Genomic DNA, 17,022 nt, shown 5'->3' on the forward strand with positions numbered 1-17,022 from the left:
GCCTGCACGGAGACATCGAGCGCGGTGGTCGGCTCGTCCGCGATGATCAGTTCGGGCTCGGCGCAGATCGCCAGCGCAATCACAACGCGCTGGCGCATGCCGCCGGAGAATTCGTGGGGATAGCCGTCGATGCGCTTTTCCGGCGCGGGAATACCGACCTCGGCGAGCAGGTCGATGGCGCGGCGGCGGGCGGCCGCCTCGGACAGGTTCAGGTGGGTTTTGATCGTCTCGATGATCTGGTCGCCGACGCGGTACAGCGGATTGAGCGAGGTGAGGGGATCCTGGAAGATCATGCCGATCCGTTTTCCCCGGATGCGGCGTATCTGCTCGGCGGGCAAATTGTCGATGCGCTGGCCGGCGAGACGAATCTCACCGCCGGCGATGCGGCCGGGCGGATCGATCAGGCCGATCACCGCCAGGCCGGTGACGGACTTGCCGGCGCCGGATTCGCCGACCACGCCGAGCACCTCGCCCTTGGCGATGTCGAAGGAGACGCCGTCGATCGCGCGCAGCGTGCCGCGGCGGGAGGCGAACTCGACCTGAAGATTGCGCACGGAGAGAACGGGTTCGGTCATGGGCGAGGCGATTTCATCGAAGCTTTGCTCATCGAGTCTTGCTCATCGAAGTTTCGGGTTGAGCGCGTCGCGCAGCCAGTCGCCGAGCAGGTTGATCGACAGGATCAGCGCGGCGAGCGCAAGCCCGGGGAAGGCGACGATCCACCATTCGCCCGCGAACAGATAGTTGTTGCCGATGCGGATCAGCGTCCCGAGCGACGGCATGGTGTCGGGCAGGCCGACACCGAGGAAGGACAGGGTCGCCTCGGTGATGATGGCAAGCGCGAGGTTGATGGTGGCAATGACCAGGATCGGTCCCATCGTGTTGGGCAGCACGTGCCGCAGCATGATTTTTGGTGCGGGCAGGCCGATCAGCTGCGCTGCGGCCACGTAGTCCTTGTTCTTCTCGACCATCACGGAACCGCGCACGGTCCGGGCATATCCGACCCAGAAACTAAGCCCGATCGAGATGACCAGCACCACCAGCATGCTGTTGGCATCCAGCCGGTTGCCGAGGATCGATTTCGCGATGCCGTTGACCAGCAGCGCGATCAGAATGGCGGGGAACGTGAGCTGCACGTCGGCGATCCGCATGATCACGCCGTCGACCGCGCCCCCGAAATAGCCGGCGGTCAGGCCGAGCGCGATTCCGAGCGCGCCGGCGAAGACCACGCCGGCGACACCGACGGCGAGCGAGATGCGCAAGCCATACAGGATGGCGGAGAACACGTCGCGGCCCTGCTCGTCGGTGCCGAGCAGGAACGGGCTCTGGCCGTCGGCGGTCCAGAGCGGTGAGATCCGCGAGTTCATCAATTGCAGCTGCGCCGGATCGAACGGGTTCTGCACCGCGAGCGCGGATGCAAAGATCGCGAGCAGGAAGAACAGCACGGTAATGGCCGCCGCCACCATGGTCAGCTTGGAGCGGCGGAACGAATAGAAGATGTCGCTGTCGAGCGCGCGGCTGAGCCAGCTCCGGGCGGCATGCGTCGGCAGCGTGCTCGGCTTGTCGGAATTTGAGGCGACTACGTCGGACATGAAGGCTGCCTCATGCGGCGCGGCCGATGGTCGAGCGCAGGCGCGGATCGACCACGGTGTAGAGGATGTCGACCACCAGATTGATGGTGACGAAAATCAGAGAGACCATCAGCAGGTAGGCGGCCATAATCGGGATATCGACGTTTTGCACGGCCTGCACGAACAGAAGTCCCATGCCGGGCCATTGGAATACGGTTTCGGTGATGATCGAAAATGCAATAACCGAGCCAAACTGCAGTCCGGCCACCGTGATGACGGGAATGAGCGTGTTCTTCAGCGCGTGGCCGAAATGGATGGCACGGGTGGTCAGCCCGCGGGCGCGAGCGAAGCGAATATAGTCGGTTCGAAGCACTTCCAGCATTTCGGCGCGCACCAGCCGCATGATCAGGGTCATCTGGAACAGGCCGAGCGTGATCGAGGGCATGATCAGCGCCTTCAGGCCCGACAGCGTGAGCAGCCCCGTCGTCCACCAGCCGAGCTTGACCACCTCGCCGCGACCGAACGAGGGCAACCAGCCCAATGTCACCGCGAACAGATAGATCAGGAGAATGCCGATCAGGAAAGTCGGCAACGAGATGCCGATCAGCGAAACCGCCTGGAATAATTTGGCGAGCACGGTGTCGCGTTTGAGCGCCGAATAGACGCCCATCAGGATGCCGAACACCATTGCGAATACGGTCGCGCAGATCGCCAGTTCCAGCGTCGCGGGCATGCGCTCCATCAACAGCGTAGAGACCGGCTGGCGGAACTGATAGGAGACGCCGAATTTGAACTGCGCGGCGTTGCCGAAATAGCGGACGAACTGCACCGGCACGGGATCATCGAGGCCGAGCGATTTGCGCACGGCTTCGCGTTCGGCCGCCGACGTATCGATCGAGACGATCTGGTTGACCGGGTCGCCGGCGAAGCGGAACATCGAGAACGCGATGATGCCGACGGCGAACATGACGCCGATGGCCTGAAGGGCGCGGCGAAGAGTGAAAGCGAGCATGCCTTCCACTATCCTTGGGTGTGCGTTTGGCTGACGTCTTTGTCAGCCGGAAAAGGAAAGGTCCCGGAAGCCTGACGCTGCCGGGACCTCGTGTTCAACTGTCGCTATTCCTTCTTGGTCGCCCAGTGGAACATGACCAGATTGTCGGCGCGCTGCGGCAGGTTGACCTTCTTTGATACGCCCCAAGCCAGCGCCTGCTGGTGCAGCGGGATGTAGGACCAGTCCTTGTTGCCGATTTCGTAGGCCTGCTTGATCAGCTGGTTGCGCTCGGCGGTGTCGGTTTCGACCAGCACCTTGTCGGTGATGGCGTCGAACTCCTTGTTGCAGTAACCGCCGAGATTGGCTTCGCCGCGCGAGGATTTGGCATCGTCGCGGCAGCCCATGATGTCAAAGAGCACGTTGTGGGAATCCATCGTGCTCGGCGTCCAGCCCAGCATGTAGAACGAGGTCTGGTAGCCGCCTTGCTTCAACACCTTGGCGAAGTATTGCGCCTTGGGCTGCGCCAGCAGATTGATCTTGACGCCGATGCGGGCGAGCATGCCGACGACGGCCTGGCAGATCGCGGCGTCGTTGACGTAGCGATCGTTCGGGCAATCCATGGTGACCTCGAAGCCGTCGGGGTAGCCGGCCTCGGTCAGGAGCTTCTTGGCGCCTTCAGGGTCGAATTTCGGCCGGGTGAACTCCTTGGACAGCAGGAACAATTCCGGAGCGATCATCAACGCCGACGGCGTCGACAGCCCGCGCATCACGCGCGTCTTGATCAGCTCGATGTCGATCGCCTTGTAGAAGGCCTCGCGGACGCGGATGTCCTTGAATGGGTTCTTGCCCTTGATGCTGGAGTAGAGCAACTCGTCGCGGACTTGATCGAAGCCGATGAAGATGGTGCGCAGCTCCGCCCCCTTCAGCACCTGGGCGTTCGGGCTCGAATCGACGCGGGAGATGTCCTGGATCGGCACCGGCTCAATGACGTCGACTTCGCCCGACAGCAGCGCGGCGACGCGGGTGGCGTCGGAGGCGATCGGGGTGAAGATGATCTCCTTCAGGTTACCTTCGACCTTGCCCCAGTAATTGGGGTTGGCCTTGAACACCGTCTTCACGCCGGGCTGGTGGCTCTCGATGACGAAGGGACCGGTGCCGTTCTCGTGGAGCGAGGCGTAGCTCGGCGTGGTCGCCGCCACCGGCGTCGGGTCGACGACGTTGTTCTCCTCGGCCCATTTCTTGTCCATGATGTACCAGACATCCCACGCGTTATGCAGGATGGGATTGGGCGAGGGCAGGACGAAATCGACGGTGTAGTCGTCGACCTTGATCACCTTGACGTCCGGAGCAAGGCGGGTCTGCATGTTGGACCCCTTCTTGCGGACGCGATCGGCCGAGAACAGCACGTCGTCGGCGGTGAAGGGATCGCCGTTGTGGAATTTCACGCCTTTGCGCAAATGGAAGCGCCAGCGGGTCGGCTCCGGGGTTTCCCAGCTTTCCGCCAGCGCCGGAATGATCTTGAGGTCCTTGTCGCGCGCGGTGAGGCCTTGATAGACGTGACCGAGATGGGCGTGGGTGGTGCTCTCGTTGAGCGTATAGGGATCGAGCGACTTCAGGTCACCCTGGTTGGCATAACGTAGCGTCTGGCTCGACGCCGGCGAGACCGCCAACGCAAGCGTACCGGCGAGCGTCGCCGCAAACAGAGTTCGACCGACTGACATTCTTGACCCTCTCCACTCTGCCGCGCCGTGATTTTTGATTGTTCGGCGGGCGTCCCAATCCATGTTGCCCAGAGTTCACGACCCGTGCAAGCGCCATTCCAGCAAGGAACGCGCCAAGTTGCGCCGCTGTGCAGCAATGCTGGCCGACAATCTGGCGGCGAGGGGTTCGCGGGCGATATTCGACTTTCGATCGGTGAAGTCCCCGGCCGCGGGGCCCTCGTGCCCCGCCGGGCGCCGAGGAAGCGGGCTCATGGCGGGCGCGATTTCATTGACCATATCCGCCGATCGCGGAAGCAAGGCCGGCCGCCAGCCTCAGGTCGCTTGCGTTGCACACCGTCTCGCGGCGATACTGCGACAGGCCGCTCGAATCTCATCTGGAGGGGACATGAAAGTTAACATCGAAATTGACTGCACCCCCCTTGAAGCCCGCCAGTTCTTCGGACTACCCGACGTGATGCCGATGCAGACCGCCGTGATGGACAAGTTGCAACAGCAGATGATGTCCAACATCGACAAGGTCTCGCCGGAATCGCTGATCCAGAGCTGGTTCACCTTCGATCCCAAGATCGCCGAGCGGTTTCAGGACATGTTCGTCACCATGGCCGGTCTCGGCAGCCCGCGCAGCAGCGACAAGAAGAAATAAATGTCGCCCGGGCCGGACGAGCCGCAGGGGTCGGGCCGGCTTCGTCCGCCGAGCCTCGGCCTGCTGCTGGCCGAAGCCCGTGGACTTTTCGAATTCAACGCCAGCGTAATGCTGTCGCCGCTCCTGATGCGCGCGCCCAGGGGCGACGGCCATCCGGTGCTGGCACTGCCGGGCTTTCTTGCCAGCGATCTCTCGATGGCACCGATGCGGCGCTATCTCAGCGAGCTCGGCTATGAGGCGCATGCCTGGCGGATGGGGCGCAATCTCGGTGGGCTGGAACGGATGAGGGAAGCCCTGCGCGCGCGCCTTGCCGAAATCCACGCCACGAGCGGACGCAAGGTCAGCCTGGTCGGTTGGAGTCTCGGCGGCGTCTATGCCCGCGATCTCGCGCTCCAGGCGCCCGAGATGGTCCGCTACGTCGTCACGCTCGGCAGCCCGTTTGCCGACGACGTGCGGGCGACCAACGCCACGCGGCTGTACGAAGCGCTGACCGGCGAGCGTGTCGAGGATTTCGCCGAACTGCGCGAGGCGATCGCCGGCGATCTGCCGGTGCCGGCGACGTCGATCTATTCGCGCGCCGACGGTATCGTGAACTGGCGAACCTGTTTGTTGCGTCCCTCCGACCGCGCCGAGAACATCGAGGTGCACCTGGCGAGCCATATCGGGCTCGGCGTGAACCCCGCGGCGCTGTGGGCCGTGGCGGACCGCCTGGCCCAACCGGAGGGGGAGTTCTGGCCGTTCGACCGGGCAGGGCCGTTTGCCATTGCATATGCCCCGCCGGAACGGGCAGTATCGGCCTGACGAGAAGCGCCGGCAAAGGCGCCCGTCAAAACGAGCGGAGGGAACTATGGCTGACGGTAAGAAGCTGTCGTCGCTGGACGCATCATTTCTCTATCTGGAAACGCCGGAGATGCCGATGCATGTCGGCAGCATGGCGATCTTTCGCCTGCCTGACGACTACAAGGGCGACTTCTTCGAAGACTTCAAGGCGATGATCGTCTCGCGCTTGCACATCGCGCCGATCCTGAAGGCGCGGCTGGAGAAGGCGCCGCTCGATATCGATCATCCCTCCTGGGTCGAGGACGACCAGTTCGACATCGACCGCCACATCTTCCGCGCCAGCCTGCCGCAGCCGCGCGACCGCGCCACGCTCGAACGCATCGTCGGCTGGATGCACGCCAAGCTCTTGAACCGCGCCCGGCCGCTCTGGGAGTTCTACGTGTTCGAGGGCATGAAGGACAACGAGGTCGGGCTCTATTCCAAGATGCACCACGCCGCCATCGACGGCGGCGCCGGGGCGGCGCTGACCAACATGATCTACGATATCTCGCCCACCCCCCGGAAGGTCGATCCGCCGACGGCGGGCAGCAAGCCCGGACAGGAGCCGCGCGACATCGCCGCCAACCTGCTCGATTCCTATCAGCAGCTCTTCACCCAGCCGCTCGATGCCTCGGCCGCCGCGAAGAACCTGCAACTGCCGCGCACGGGCAAGAGCGACATCGGCTCGATCCTGTTCGACAATGCGATGTACCAGATCGAGAGTGCGGTGCGCTTCGCCGGCAACATCCCGACCATGGTCAAGAGCGTCTCCGACGTGCTCGGCAAGATCTCCGATCCGAAATCCCGGGAAAGCCTCGCCAGCATGGTGTCGCCGCCGACCATGCTGAACAAGACGATTTCCTCGGAACGCAGCTTTGCCGGCGTCTCGATCTCGCTGTCGCGTTCGAAGGCGCTCGCCAAGCAGGCCGGCGGCAAGCTCAACGACGTGGTGCTGGCGCTCGCCTCCGGCGTGGTCCGGCGCTACCTCCAGCAATATGGCACGTTGCCGGCGAAATCGCTGACCGCCGCCGTGCCGATCTCGCTGCGCGAGGAAGGCAACACCGAGGCCAACAACCAGGTGTTCGGCATGATCTGCTCGATCGCGACCAATATCGACGATCCCAAGGCGCGGCTGGAGGCGATCATCGCGCAGTCGACCAAGTCCAAGGAGATGTCGCATCCGTTGCGGGCCCTGATGCCGCAGATTTCCAACATCTCGATGCTGGGTGCGCCGATGATGGTGCAGGTTTTGGCGCTGCTCTACAGCCGCTCGAACCTGTCGGATGTGCTGCCGCCGGCGGCCAACATCACGGTGTCCAACGTGCCGGGGCCGCGGCAGACGCTCTATGCCGCCGGCGCGGAGCTGTTGCACATCTTCCCGGTGTCGATCTCGACGCATGGGCAGGCGCTCAACATCACCGTGCAGAGCTATCGCGACCAGCTCGACTTCGGCTTCATCGTCGGCGCCAACATCATTCCGCACGTGCAGGTGATGTGCGACATGCTGCCGGAGGAGTTCGCCGCGCTGGAGGCGGCCTACGCGCCGCCGGCGGCCGACGTCAAGGGCGCCGCAGAGTAGGAATATTGCGATGATTGAGATGCCACCGCTCAAGTTCGTGCAGACGAACGGAATCCGCATGGGCTACTACGAGGCGGGCCCGGTCAGCGACAAGCCGCCGATGGTGCTGTGCCACGGTTGGCCGGAACTCGCCTTCTCCTGGCGTCACCAGATCAAGGCGCTGAGCGAGGCCGGCATCCGGGTGATCGCGCCGGACCAGCGCGGCTATGGCGCGACCGACCGGCCCGAGCCGGTCGAGGCCTACGACATCGAACATCTGACCGACGACCTCGTTGGGCTCCTCGATCATCTCCAGATCGACAAGGCCATCTTCGTCGGTCACGACTGGGGCGGCTTCATCGTCTGGCAGATGCCGCTGCGGCACATCGACCGGGTTGCGGGGGTGGTCGGCATCAACACGCCTCATACCAACCGTGCCTGGGCCGATCCGATCGAGCTTCTGCGCGCTCGCTTCGGCGACAAGATGTACATCGTGCAGTTCCAGGATCCGGCGCGCGAACCCGACCGGATCTTCGGCAATCGCGTCGAGCAGACATTCGATGCGTTCATGCGCAAGCCGGCGCCACGCCCGCCCGATGCGCCGGCAGAGGAAGTGATTGCCGGCGTGGGCGCCTCGCCGCGGGTCAATCTGGCGTTTCCGCAGATGATTGCGGCTTACGACGCGAAGCACGATCCGCGCACGCCGATCCTGTCGCCGGAAGAGAAAAAGGTGTTCGTCGACAATTTCACCAGAACGGGCTTCACCGGCGGCATCAACTGGTACCGCAACATGTCGCGCAACTGGACGCGCGCCGAAGGGCTCGATCATACGGTGCGCGTGCCGTCGCTGATGATCATGGCCGAGAACGACGCGGTGTTGCCGCCGTCTTCCGCCGACGGCATGGACAAGCTGATTCCCGATCTCGAAAAATATCTGGTCCGCGACAGCGGCCATTGGACGCAGCAGGAGAAGCCGGAAGAGGTCAGCGCCAAGCTGATCGAATGGCGTAGAAGGCGGTTTGGCTAGCGCTCGTCGTTGCGAGGAGCGAAGCGACGAAGCAATCCAGACTGCCTCCGCGGATATATTCTGGATTGCTTCGCTTCGCTCGCAATGACGACATTGAGGCAGGGGGACTACATTTCGATGTCATCCAAGAACCGTCTGGACCCGATTCCGCAGCCGCCGACCAAGCCGGTGGTCGGCAACATGCTGTCGCTGGATTCGGCCGCGCCGGTGCAGCACCTGACCCGGCTTGCCAAGGAGCTCGGGCCGATCTTCTGGCTCGACATGATGGGCTCGCCGATCGTCGTCGTCTCCGGCCACGATCTCGTCGACGAGCTCTCCGACGAGAAGCGCTTCGACAAGACGGTGCGCGGTGCGTTGCGCCGCGTGCGCGCGGTCGGCGGCGACGGCCTTTTCACGGCCGACACCCGCGAGCCGAACTGGAGCAAGGCACACAACATCCTGCTGCAGCCGTTCGGCAATCGCGCCATGCAGTCCTATCACCCGAGCATGGTCGATATCGCCGAGCAGCTCGTCAACAAATGGGAACGGCTCAACGCCGACGACGAGATCGACGTCGTCCATGACATGACCGCGCTGACGCTGGACACGATCGGCCTGTGCGGCTTCGAGTACCGCTTCAATTCCTTCTATCGGCGCGACTATCATCCCTTCGTCGAGTCGCTGGTGCGCTCGCTCGAAACCATCATGATGACGCGCGGCCTGCCGTTCGAGCAGCTCTGGATGCAGAAGCGCCGGAAGACGCTCGCCGAAGACGTCGCCTTCATGAACAAGATGGTCGACGAGATCATCGCCGAGCGCCGCAAGAGCGCCGAAGGGATCGACGACAAGAAGGACATGCTCGCCGCGATGATGACCGGCGTCGACCGTTCGACCGGCGAGCAGCTTGACGACATCAACATCCGCTACCAGATCAACACGTTCCTGATCGCGGGGCACGAGACCACCAGCGGCCTGCTGTCCTACACGCTCTACGCCCTGCTCAAGCACCCGGACATTCTCAAGAAGGCCTACGACGAGGTCGACCGCGTTTTCGGCCCCGACGTCAATGCCAAGCCGACCTACCAGCAGGTGACGCAGCTCACCTACATCACGCAGATCCTCAAGGAAGCTCTGCGGCTGTGGCCGCCGGCGCCGGCCTATGGCATCTCGCCGCTGAACGACGAGACCATCGGCGGCGGCCAGTACAGGCTCAGGAAGGGCACCTTCATCACCATCCTGGTGACGGCGCTGCATCGCGATCCCTCGGTCTGGGGCCCGAATCCAGACGCCTTCGATCCCGAGAATTTCAGCCGCGAGGCGGAGGCCAAGCGGCCGATCAATGCCTGGAAGCCGTTCGGCAACGGCCAGCGCGCCTGCATCGGACGCGGCTTCGCCATGCACGAGGCCGCGCTCGCGCTCGGCATGATCCTCCAGCGCTTCAAGCTGATCGATCACCAGCGCTATCAGATGCATCTGAAGGAAACGCTGACGATGAAGCCGGAAGGCTTCAAGATCAAGGTACGTCCGCGCGCCGATCGCGAGCGCGGCGCTTATGGCGGGCCCATCGCGGCTGCGGTTTCAGCGCCGAGAGCACCGCGTCAGCCGACGGCGCGGCCCGGCCACAACACGCCGATGCTGGTGCTTTACGGCTCCAATCTCGGCACGGCCGAGGAGCTGGCGACGCGCATGGCCGATCTTGCCGAGATCAACGGCTTTGCCGTGCATCTCGGGCCGCTCGACGATTACGTCGGCAAGCTGCCGCAGGAGGGCGGCGTGCTGATCATCTGCGCCTCCTATAACGGTGCGCCGCCTGACAACGCGACGCAGTTCGTCAAATGGCTCGGCGACGATCTGCCGATGGATGCCTTTGCCAATGTGCGCTACGCCGTGTTCGGCTGCGGCAACAGCGATTGGGCGGCAACCTATCAATCGGTGCCGCGCTTCATCGACGAGCAATTGTCGAAGCATGGTGCGCGCGCAGTCTATCCGCGCGGCGAAGGCGATGCGCGCAGCGATCTCGACGGCCAGTTCCAGAAATGGTTCCCTGCGGCCGCGCAGGTTGCCACCAAGGAATTCGGCATCGACTGGAATTTCACCCGCACCGCGGAGGACGATCCGCTCTATGCGATCGAGCCTGTCGCAGTAACCGCCGTCAACACCATCGTGGCCCAGGGCGGTGCTGTCGCGATGAAGGTGCTGGTCAATGACGAGCTTCAGAACAAGTCCGGCGCCAATCCGTCCGAGCGTTCGACGCGCCATATCGAGGTGCAGCTGCCGTCCAACATCACCTACCGCGTCGGCGATCATCTGAGTGTGGTCCCGCGCAATGATCCGACGCTGGTGGATTCGGTTGCCCGTCGCTTCGGCTTCCTGCCGGCGGACCAGATCAGGCTTCAGGTCGCCGAAGGCCGCCGCGCGCAGCTGCCGGTCGGCAATGCCGTCTCGGTCGGACGCCTGCTCAGCGAGTTCGTCGAGCTGCAGCAGGTGGCGACACGGAAGCAGATCCAGATCATGGCCGAGCACACCCGCTGCCCGGTCACCAAGCCTAAGCTGCTGGCCTTCGTTGGCGAGGAGGCCGAGCCGCTCGAGCGTTATCGCACCGAGATTCTGGCCAGGCGCAAATCGGTGTTCGACATGTTGCTCGAATATCCGGCCTGCGAACTGCCGTTCCACGCTTATCTGGAAATGCTCTCGCTGCTGGCGCCGCGTTATTACTCGATCTCGTCGTCGCCGTCGGTCGACCCGGCGCGATGCAGCGTCACGGTCGGCGTGGTCGAAGGGCCGGCCGCCTCCGGGCGCGGTGTCTACAAAGGCATCTGCTCGAATTATCTCTCCAACCGGCGTGCGGGCGATGCGATCTATGCCACCGTGCGCGAGACCAAGGCCGGCTTCCGGCTCCCCGATGAGTCATCCGTGCCGATCATCATGATCGGCCCGGGCACCGGACTGGCGCCGTTCCGCGGCTTCCTCCAGGAGCGCGCTGCGCGCAAGGCGAAGGGCGCCGCGCTCGGTCCGGCCATGCTGTTCTTCGGCTGCCGCCATCCCGACCAGGATTTTCTCTACGCGGAGGAGCTGAAGGGGCTGGCGGCAAGCGGCATCACCGAGCTCTTCACGGCATTCTCGCGTGCAGATGGACCGAAGACCTATGTGCAGCACATGCTTGCCGCGCAGAAGGACAGGGTCTGGCTGCTGATCGAGCAGGGCGCGATCATTTATGTCTGCGGCGATGGCGGCAAGATGGAGCCCGACGTGAAGGCCGCGCTCGTTGCGATCCATCGCGAGAAGAGCGGCAGCGATGCCGCCACGGCTCTGCGCTGGATCGAGGAGATGGGCGCGAAGAACCGCTATGTGCTGGACGTCTGGGCGGGAGGGTGATTGTTCGTCCGATCGTGCTAAAGCTCTCCCATGATTCCCTGGGAAAAGATCGACACCGCCAAAATCCCCGGCTCCGACGAAGAGCTCCGCCTGATGCGGCGCGGCAAGGAGTTCTCCATCAAGCTCGGCACCAACGAGCTGATGAACAATCGCCTGTCGGGCTCTGAGGCCGCGCTCGCAACTCTCGCGGCAAAGCAGATCGAGACGGTCGCAAAACCCGTTGTCCTCATCGGAGGCCTCGGGATGGGCTTTACGCTGCGCGCGGCGCTGACTGTGCTCGGGAGCAAGGCGAAGATCGTGGTCTCCGAGCTCGTGCCGGCGGTGGTCGCCTGGGCGCGCGGCCCGATGGCCGAGGTCTTTGGCGACAGTCTCGATGATGTCAGGGTGAAGATCCGGGAGACTGACGTCGGCGGGATCATCCGCGCGCAGCGGTCGGCCTTCGACGCCATTCTGCTCGACGTCGACAACGGGCCGGAGGGGCTGACCCGGAAGGGCAATAACGCACTCTACAATGCGAGCGGGTTGAAAGCGGCGAAGGTGGCGCTGCGGCCGGGCGGCGTGCTCGCCGTCTGGTCGTCGGGACCCAACCCGGCCTTCACCAAGCGCCTCGGCAGCGCCGGCTTCGATGTGAACGAAGTCAACGTTCGCGCCACCGGACGAGGCGGCGGCGCGCGCCATGTGATCTGGATCGCGAGGAGGAGCTAGGCGGCGATTTGTAGCCCGGATGGAGCGAAGCGAAATCCGGGGCGGTCGATCCGCAAAGAGTGGTCCCGGATTACGCTGCGCTTCATCCGGGCTACGGCTCTAGAACATCGTATTGTTGTTCGCCGGATTTTCCGGGATGTCCTGAACAACGTCCCAGTGTTCGACGATCTTGCCGTTTTCCAGCTTGAAGATATCCACGATCGCGCGGCCCCTGCTGCCGGGCTCGCGAACGGAGTGGACGTGCAGGATGACAAAGTCGCCGTCGACGAATGAGCGCTTGACCTCGCTGTGCGAGCTCGGGAACTTTTCGCGCAGGAAGCCGATGAACTTGCGAAAACCGTCCGGACCATCGGGCGCGTTCGGATTGTGCTGGACATAACGGTTGCCGACATAGGCGAGGGCGGCGTCGGCGTCCTTTTGGTTAAGGCCCTTCTCGTAGAAGGCCAGTACGGCGGCGCGGTTGGCTTCTTCCTGCGCGCTGGCGGCCAGCGCAGCGCCGTTGCCGAGGGACAGCATGAGAATGGAAGCCGCAATCATTGCGACGGACCGGACGATGAGATGCATGTGAGCTCCGAGAGGCCGCAGCCTCTGTCTTGCGATTGAGGAAGGCCTGTATAGCTTTCGCCCCGGCTCGCGTTAAGAGAGTAACCGGAAGCTCACATGGTCACCGCGAGGAGACCGGTCGCGTCTACGCCGCCTGCGCCGCCGCCCCATGAGCGTGTTTGTCGATGGCGCGGATGATGTCGGGCCAGAAGCGCATCGGCAGCGCATGGCCCATGCCGTCGATCATCAATAGCTTTGCGCCGGGAATCGACTCTGCGGTGTCCTTGCCGCCTTCGGGCCGCACCAGCGGATCGACGGTGCCGTGAATGACCAGCGTCGGTGTTTTCACGCCACGCAGCCGCTCCTTGCGGCTGCCGGAGGCGAGTACGGCGCGGAGCTGCCGGCCGACGCCGGCCGGATTGAGGCCGCGTGCGAAGACGCGCTCGGCACGATCGGGGTCGAGCGCTTCCTCTTCCGGAAAGGACCCGGCGCGCAGCACCTTCCAGGTCTCGCCGAAGCGGACGATGAACTCCTCCTTGCTGCGTGGCGGCGGCGCCATCAGCATCGCGGAGGCCTCGCGTGTCGGCGGCGGCACACGCGGATTGCCTGTCGTCGACATGATCGAGGTCAGCGAGCGCACGCGCTCTGGAAACGACAGCGTCACCTCCTGCGCGATCATGCCGCCCATCGAGGCGCCAACCAGATGCGCCGACTTGATGCCGAGCGCATCCATCAGGCCGACCGTGTCCTTCGCCATGTCGATCAGCTTGTAGGTCGCGGCCACGGGAATCCTGAGAAAGCGCAGCTTCAACAGCTCGAGTGGCGTCAGGCGTTTACCGCCCGTCAGATGGCTCGACTTGCCGATGTCGCGATTGTCGAAGCGGATCACGCGAAACCCATGCACGGCGAGCTGCTCGCAGAACGCATCGTCCCAGTGGATCATCTGCGCCCCGAGCCCCATGATCAGCAGCAGCGGCTCGGCATTGTCGTTGCCAAAGATCTCGTAGCAGATGTCGATGCCGTTGGCGCGGATGGTCTGGGGCGGCTGATGGGTGGTCACGGGCGCGTTCCCTCCTGCTGATCGATGCTGTATCGCACGATTTGCCGCCGCAAAGAAGCCGTGTGCGCCGCACCGCGCGACCTGCCGGTTGACCGCTCCCTCGCAACGGTGTGGTATGGCGAAAAAAGAAGGGCATCGCAGCTCTCGATATCAGGAGGACGCCGATGACCGACAAGACCAATGACCCGGTCGCCATGTGGCAGAAGATGGTTGGTGAGATGGAGAAGGGGTTCAACTCCTTCGCCAACCAGGCCATGTCGTCGCCCGAGTTTTCACAGGCGATGAACCGCGCGGGAGGAGTTGCTGCAGGTGCTCAGAAGCAACTCGGCGAGCTCATGGAAAAATATCTGGTCTCCATGAACCTGCCCAGCCGCGATCAGGTCACTGGCCTTGCCGAAAGGTTGCAAGCCATCGAAGGCCAGATCGGTGAGATCAAGTGGATGCTGAGCCAGATGGCGGCACGTTCCGGCGTATCTCAGGGCTCCGATACGGCATTGCGACCGCCGCGCACCAAGCGCCCGCCGTCCGAGGGCGGAGAGCAGACATGAATGCAGCCACCGGACTAGATTTCGCATCGCTCCCTGATCGCATCCAGTCCGAGGTGCAGCGCGCCATCCAGCGCAGCATCAAGGGCGTCGAATATTTTTCGACTTCGGGCCCTTCGCTCGGCTCGACGCCGAAGGACGTGCTGCATTCGCGCGGCACCATGAGCCTCTATCACTACCGGCCGATGTCCGACGAGATCTACCGCGTACCGGTCTTGATCGTGATGGCGACCACCAATCGTGGCTACATCCTCGATCTCGTGCCTGGTCAGAGCTTCATCGAGTTCCTGCTCAAGCGCGGCTACGACGTCTACATGCTGGACTGGAGCGCGCCGCGGCCGGAGGAGAAGAGCCTGCGCATGGAGGACTATGTCCTCGACTTCATCCCGGATTGCGTCCGCCGCGTGCAGGCCGATTCCGGCGAGCAGGACGTCTCCGTGATCGGCTATTGCTTCGGCGGCGTGCTGTCCCTGCTCTATGGCTCGATCCACAAGGACGGGCCGATGAAGAACCTGATCTGCTTCACCACGCCGATCGACTTTCGCGAGATGAAGCTGTTCTCGAATTTCTCCGACCGGCGTTATTTCGACGTCGACCGCCTCGTCGACAGCGTCGGCAACGTGCCGCCGGAGATGATCCTGTCCTCGTTCGAGATGCTGCGCCCGGCCTCGCGCACGGTGAGCCAGATCCAGCTCTGGGAAAACATCTGGAACGACGAGTTCGTGAAATCGTACCGGATGTTCGACCGCTGGGCGACCGACACGCTGCCGCTGGCGGGCGAATATTTCCGCACCATCACCAAGGACCTGATGTGGGACAACAAGCTGTTCAACGACACCATGTCGGTCGGCGGCCGCGCGGCGAAGCTCGAAGACATCAAGGTGCCGTTCCTGCACGCGGTCGCGGAGCACGATCACATCGTGCCGTATGAGGCCGCAAAACACCTGATCGCCAAGATCGGGTCCGAGGACAAGGAAGAGGTGATGCTGAAGGGCGGTCACGTCTCGCTGGTCGCCGGCGCCAATGCGGTGAAGCGGCTGTGGCCGAAACTGGATACCTGGCTGGGGAAGAGATCGACATGAGTGAGCAGCGTTCCTATCCGCGTCAGGTCAAGACCGACGCTGGCGATATCGAGATCCGCCTGATGTCGCCTGCGGACGAGGCCGCGATGCTGGCCTTCGGCAAGGGCCTGCCGACCCATGATCTGTTGTTCCTGCCGCGCAACATCAGCGAGCCGAAGGTGCTCTCGGCCTGGGTCAAGGAGATCGAGCGCGGCGCGATTACCAGCCTGCTCGCGGTCAGGGACGCCAAGGTCGTCGGCTGCGGCACGCTGGTGCGCGATCCGCATTCCTGGTCGCCCCATGTCGGCGAGATCCGGATGGTTGTTTCCCTCGACGTGCGCGGGAAGGGGGTCGGGCGGGCGCTCTCGCAGGAGACCTTTGCGCTCGCGCTCGGCGCCGGCCTGGAAAAGCTTTCGGTCCAGATGACGGTCGACCAGCAGGCGGCGATCGCCCTGTTCGAGAGCCTCGGCTTCAAGGCCGAGGCGCTGCTGCGGGACCATGTCCGGGACGTCGACGGCAAGACCCACGACATTGTCGTGCTCGGCCACAACATCGCACAGGTCCAGGCCCAGATGGAGGCCTATGGCTTGCCGGGAGCCGTCCAGCATTAGGGCGGCCGTCTCGCCTTCCGGGAACCCAACTGGCTAGGGAGGCGCCAAATTGCCTCCCATTAAGGCTGTTCACGATTTCGTGATATCGCAGTGCAATACGAATATTGCATCGCACCATTAATTATGTCATATAAGCCGTGCCCCGGGCCAATGAGGACGGGGTGAGCCATAGCTCAACCCAATGAGGATGGAGAGAACCCCATGACCACCGAAACCAACACTGCCTTCGAGGGCTTCAAGGACGCTTTCAAGAACATCCAGAACCTGGAAGTTCCCGAGGCCGCCCGCGAGTTCGTCAAGAAGTCCGCCAACACCGCCAAGGACCGTGCTGCCGAGGTGTTCGCTGGCTCCGAGCGCGTGACCGCCGCCGTCGAGAACGCGGTGACCGAGTCCGTCACCGAGGCCGGCAAGATCAGCCGCAACATCCAGCAGGCGATCTACGAGGACGCCGAGGCGTTCTTCGCGGGCATCGACAAGCTCGCGTCCGCCAAGTCGATCAGCGAAGCCGTCGAGATCCAGTCGAGCCTGCTCCGCGCCCGCGGCGAAGTTTTCGTCTCGCGCGCCAAGGCGACCGCCGACTATGTCGGCAAGCTCGCTGCCAACGGTGCGAAGTCCGCTCAGGACAACTTTGCCAAGGTCTACACCAAGACCGCTTGATACGGCACCCTGAGTACAAACTGAAATTTGAGGCCCGCTTCGGCGGGCCTTTGTTTTTTGCGCTGCCGTCATTGCGAGCGAAGCGAAGCAATCCAGAGCCGGGGCCGGGGAAAAAAAAGGGTTTTTTGAGGTGGGGCGCCAATAAACGGATGGTGGTTG

Annotated in this window: 16 protein-coding genes; 10 read left to right on the top strand and 6 right to left on the bottom strand. The window is 63.6% G+C overall.

What is annotated here, in order from left to right; all coding sequences use genetic code 11:
• The 4 genes from AC0L3X_RS29665 to AC0L3X_RS29680 form a co-directional block, all read right to left on the bottom strand.
• A partial coding sequence (locus tag AC0L3X_RS29665) for an ABC transporter ATP-binding protein (protein WP_473317056.1) occupies window positions 1-575 on the bottom strand: 575 nt, incomplete at its 3' end.
• A 42-nt stretch (window positions 576-617) separates the two neighbouring features.
• On the bottom strand, window positions 618-1,589 hold the full coding sequence (locus AC0L3X_RS29670; RefSeq protein WP_063984747.1) for an ABC transporter permease: 972 nt from the start codon (window positions 1,587-1,589) through the stop codon (window positions 618-620).
• 10 nt (window positions 1,590-1,599) lie between these two features.
• On the bottom strand, window positions 1,600-2,580 hold the full coding sequence (locus AC0L3X_RS29675) for an ABC transporter permease (RefSeq protein ID WP_063984746.1): 981 nt from the start codon (window positions 2,578-2,580) through the stop codon (window positions 1,600-1,602).
• Window positions 2,581-2,684: 104 nt separating this feature from the next.
• Entirely contained in the window at window positions 2,685-4,280 is a 1,596-nt protein-coding gene (locus tag AC0L3X_RS29680) for an ABC transporter substrate-binding protein (protein WP_063984745.1), read from the bottom strand.
• Window positions 4,281-4,665: 385 nt separating this feature from the next.
• Here AC0L3X_RS29680 and AC0L3X_RS29685 point away from each other — a divergent pair, with 385 nt between their 5' ends.
• From AC0L3X_RS29685 to AC0L3X_RS29710, 6 genes are all read left to right on the top strand, one after another.
• Window positions 4,666-4,923, top strand: a complete 258-nt coding sequence (locus tag AC0L3X_RS29685) for a DUF6489 family protein (RefSeq protein WP_063984744.1) — start codon at window positions 4,666-4,668, stop codon at window positions 4,921-4,923.
• Window positions 4,924-5,724: an esterase/lipase family protein gene (locus AC0L3X_RS29690; RefSeq protein WP_063984743.1), complete on the top strand. Its 801-nt coding sequence runs from the start codon at window positions 4,924-4,926 to the stop codon at window positions 5,722-5,724. It begins immediately after the preceding gene.
• A 46-nt stretch (window positions 5,725-5,770) separates the two neighbouring features.
• A complete protein-coding gene (locus AC0L3X_RS29695; RefSeq protein WP_028157105.1) occupies window positions 5,771-7,321 on the top strand; it encodes a WS/DGAT/MGAT family O-acyltransferase in 1,551 nt (516 codons plus the stop codon).
• A 10-nt stretch (window positions 7,322-7,331) separates the two neighbouring features.
• A complete protein-coding gene (locus AC0L3X_RS29700; protein WP_063984742.1) occupies window positions 7,332-8,327 on the top strand; it encodes an alpha/beta fold hydrolase in 996 nt (331 codons plus the stop codon).
• Between the two features lie 117 nt (window positions 8,328-8,444).
• Entirely contained in the window at window positions 8,445-11,681 is a 3,237-nt protein-coding gene (locus AC0L3X_RS29705) for a bifunctional cytochrome P450/NADPH--P450 reductase (RefSeq protein WP_063984741.1), read from the top strand.
• A 30-nt stretch (window positions 11,682-11,711) separates the two neighbouring features.
• Window positions 11,712-12,386 (top strand): spermidine synthase family protein, encoded by a 675-nt coding sequence (locus tag AC0L3X_RS29710; RefSeq protein ID WP_063984740.1) that lies wholly within the window; start codon window positions 11,712-11,714, stop codon window positions 12,384-12,386.
• 99 nt (window positions 12,387-12,485) lie between these two features.
• On the opposite strand, the gene AC0L3X_RS29715 is transcribed toward AC0L3X_RS29710, so the two are convergent.
• Window positions 12,486-12,950 (bottom strand): nuclear transport factor 2 family protein, encoded by a 465-nt coding sequence (locus tag AC0L3X_RS29715; protein ID WP_063984739.1) that lies wholly within the window; start codon window positions 12,948-12,950, stop codon window positions 12,486-12,488.
• A gap of 124 nt (window positions 12,951-13,074) precedes the next feature.
• The gene (locus AC0L3X_RS29720) at window positions 13,075-13,989 is read right to left on the bottom strand and encodes an alpha/beta fold hydrolase (protein WP_063984738.1); all 915 of its coding nucleotides are present in this window, start codon (window positions 13,987-13,989) and stop codon (window positions 13,075-13,077) included.
• 164 nt (window positions 13,990-14,153) lie between these two features.
• Between AC0L3X_RS29720 and AC0L3X_RS29725 the strand changes: the two genes are divergently transcribed.
• From AC0L3X_RS29725 to AC0L3X_RS29740, 4 genes are all read left to right on the top strand, one after another.
• Window positions 14,154-14,537, top strand: a complete 384-nt coding sequence (locus tag AC0L3X_RS29725) for a hypothetical protein (protein WP_063984737.1) — start codon at window positions 14,154-14,156, stop codon at window positions 14,535-14,537.
• Window positions 14,534-15,616: a PHA/PHB synthase family protein gene (locus tag AC0L3X_RS29730; RefSeq protein WP_063984736.1), complete on the top strand. Its 1,083-nt coding sequence runs from the start codon at window positions 14,534-14,536 to the stop codon at window positions 15,614-15,616. The genes AC0L3X_RS29725 and AC0L3X_RS29730 overlap by 4 nt, the downstream gene beginning before the upstream one ends.
• Window positions 15,613-16,206, top strand: coding sequence for a GNAT family N-acetyltransferase (locus tag AC0L3X_RS29735; RefSeq protein ID WP_063984735.1), 594 nt, complete (start codon window positions 15,613-15,615; stop codon window positions 16,204-16,206). The genes AC0L3X_RS29730 and AC0L3X_RS29735 overlap by 4 nt, the downstream gene beginning before the upstream one ends.
• Before the next feature lie 201 nt (window positions 16,207-16,407).
• The gene (locus AC0L3X_RS29740) at window positions 16,408-16,863 is read left to right on the top strand and encodes a phasin (protein ID WP_063984734.1); all 456 of its coding nucleotides are present in this window, start codon (window positions 16,408-16,410) and stop codon (window positions 16,861-16,863) included.
• Window positions 16,864-17,022: the final 159 nt, after the last annotated feature.

It is taken from the genome of Bradyrhizobium sp. MI1.7, assembly GCF_055811795.1.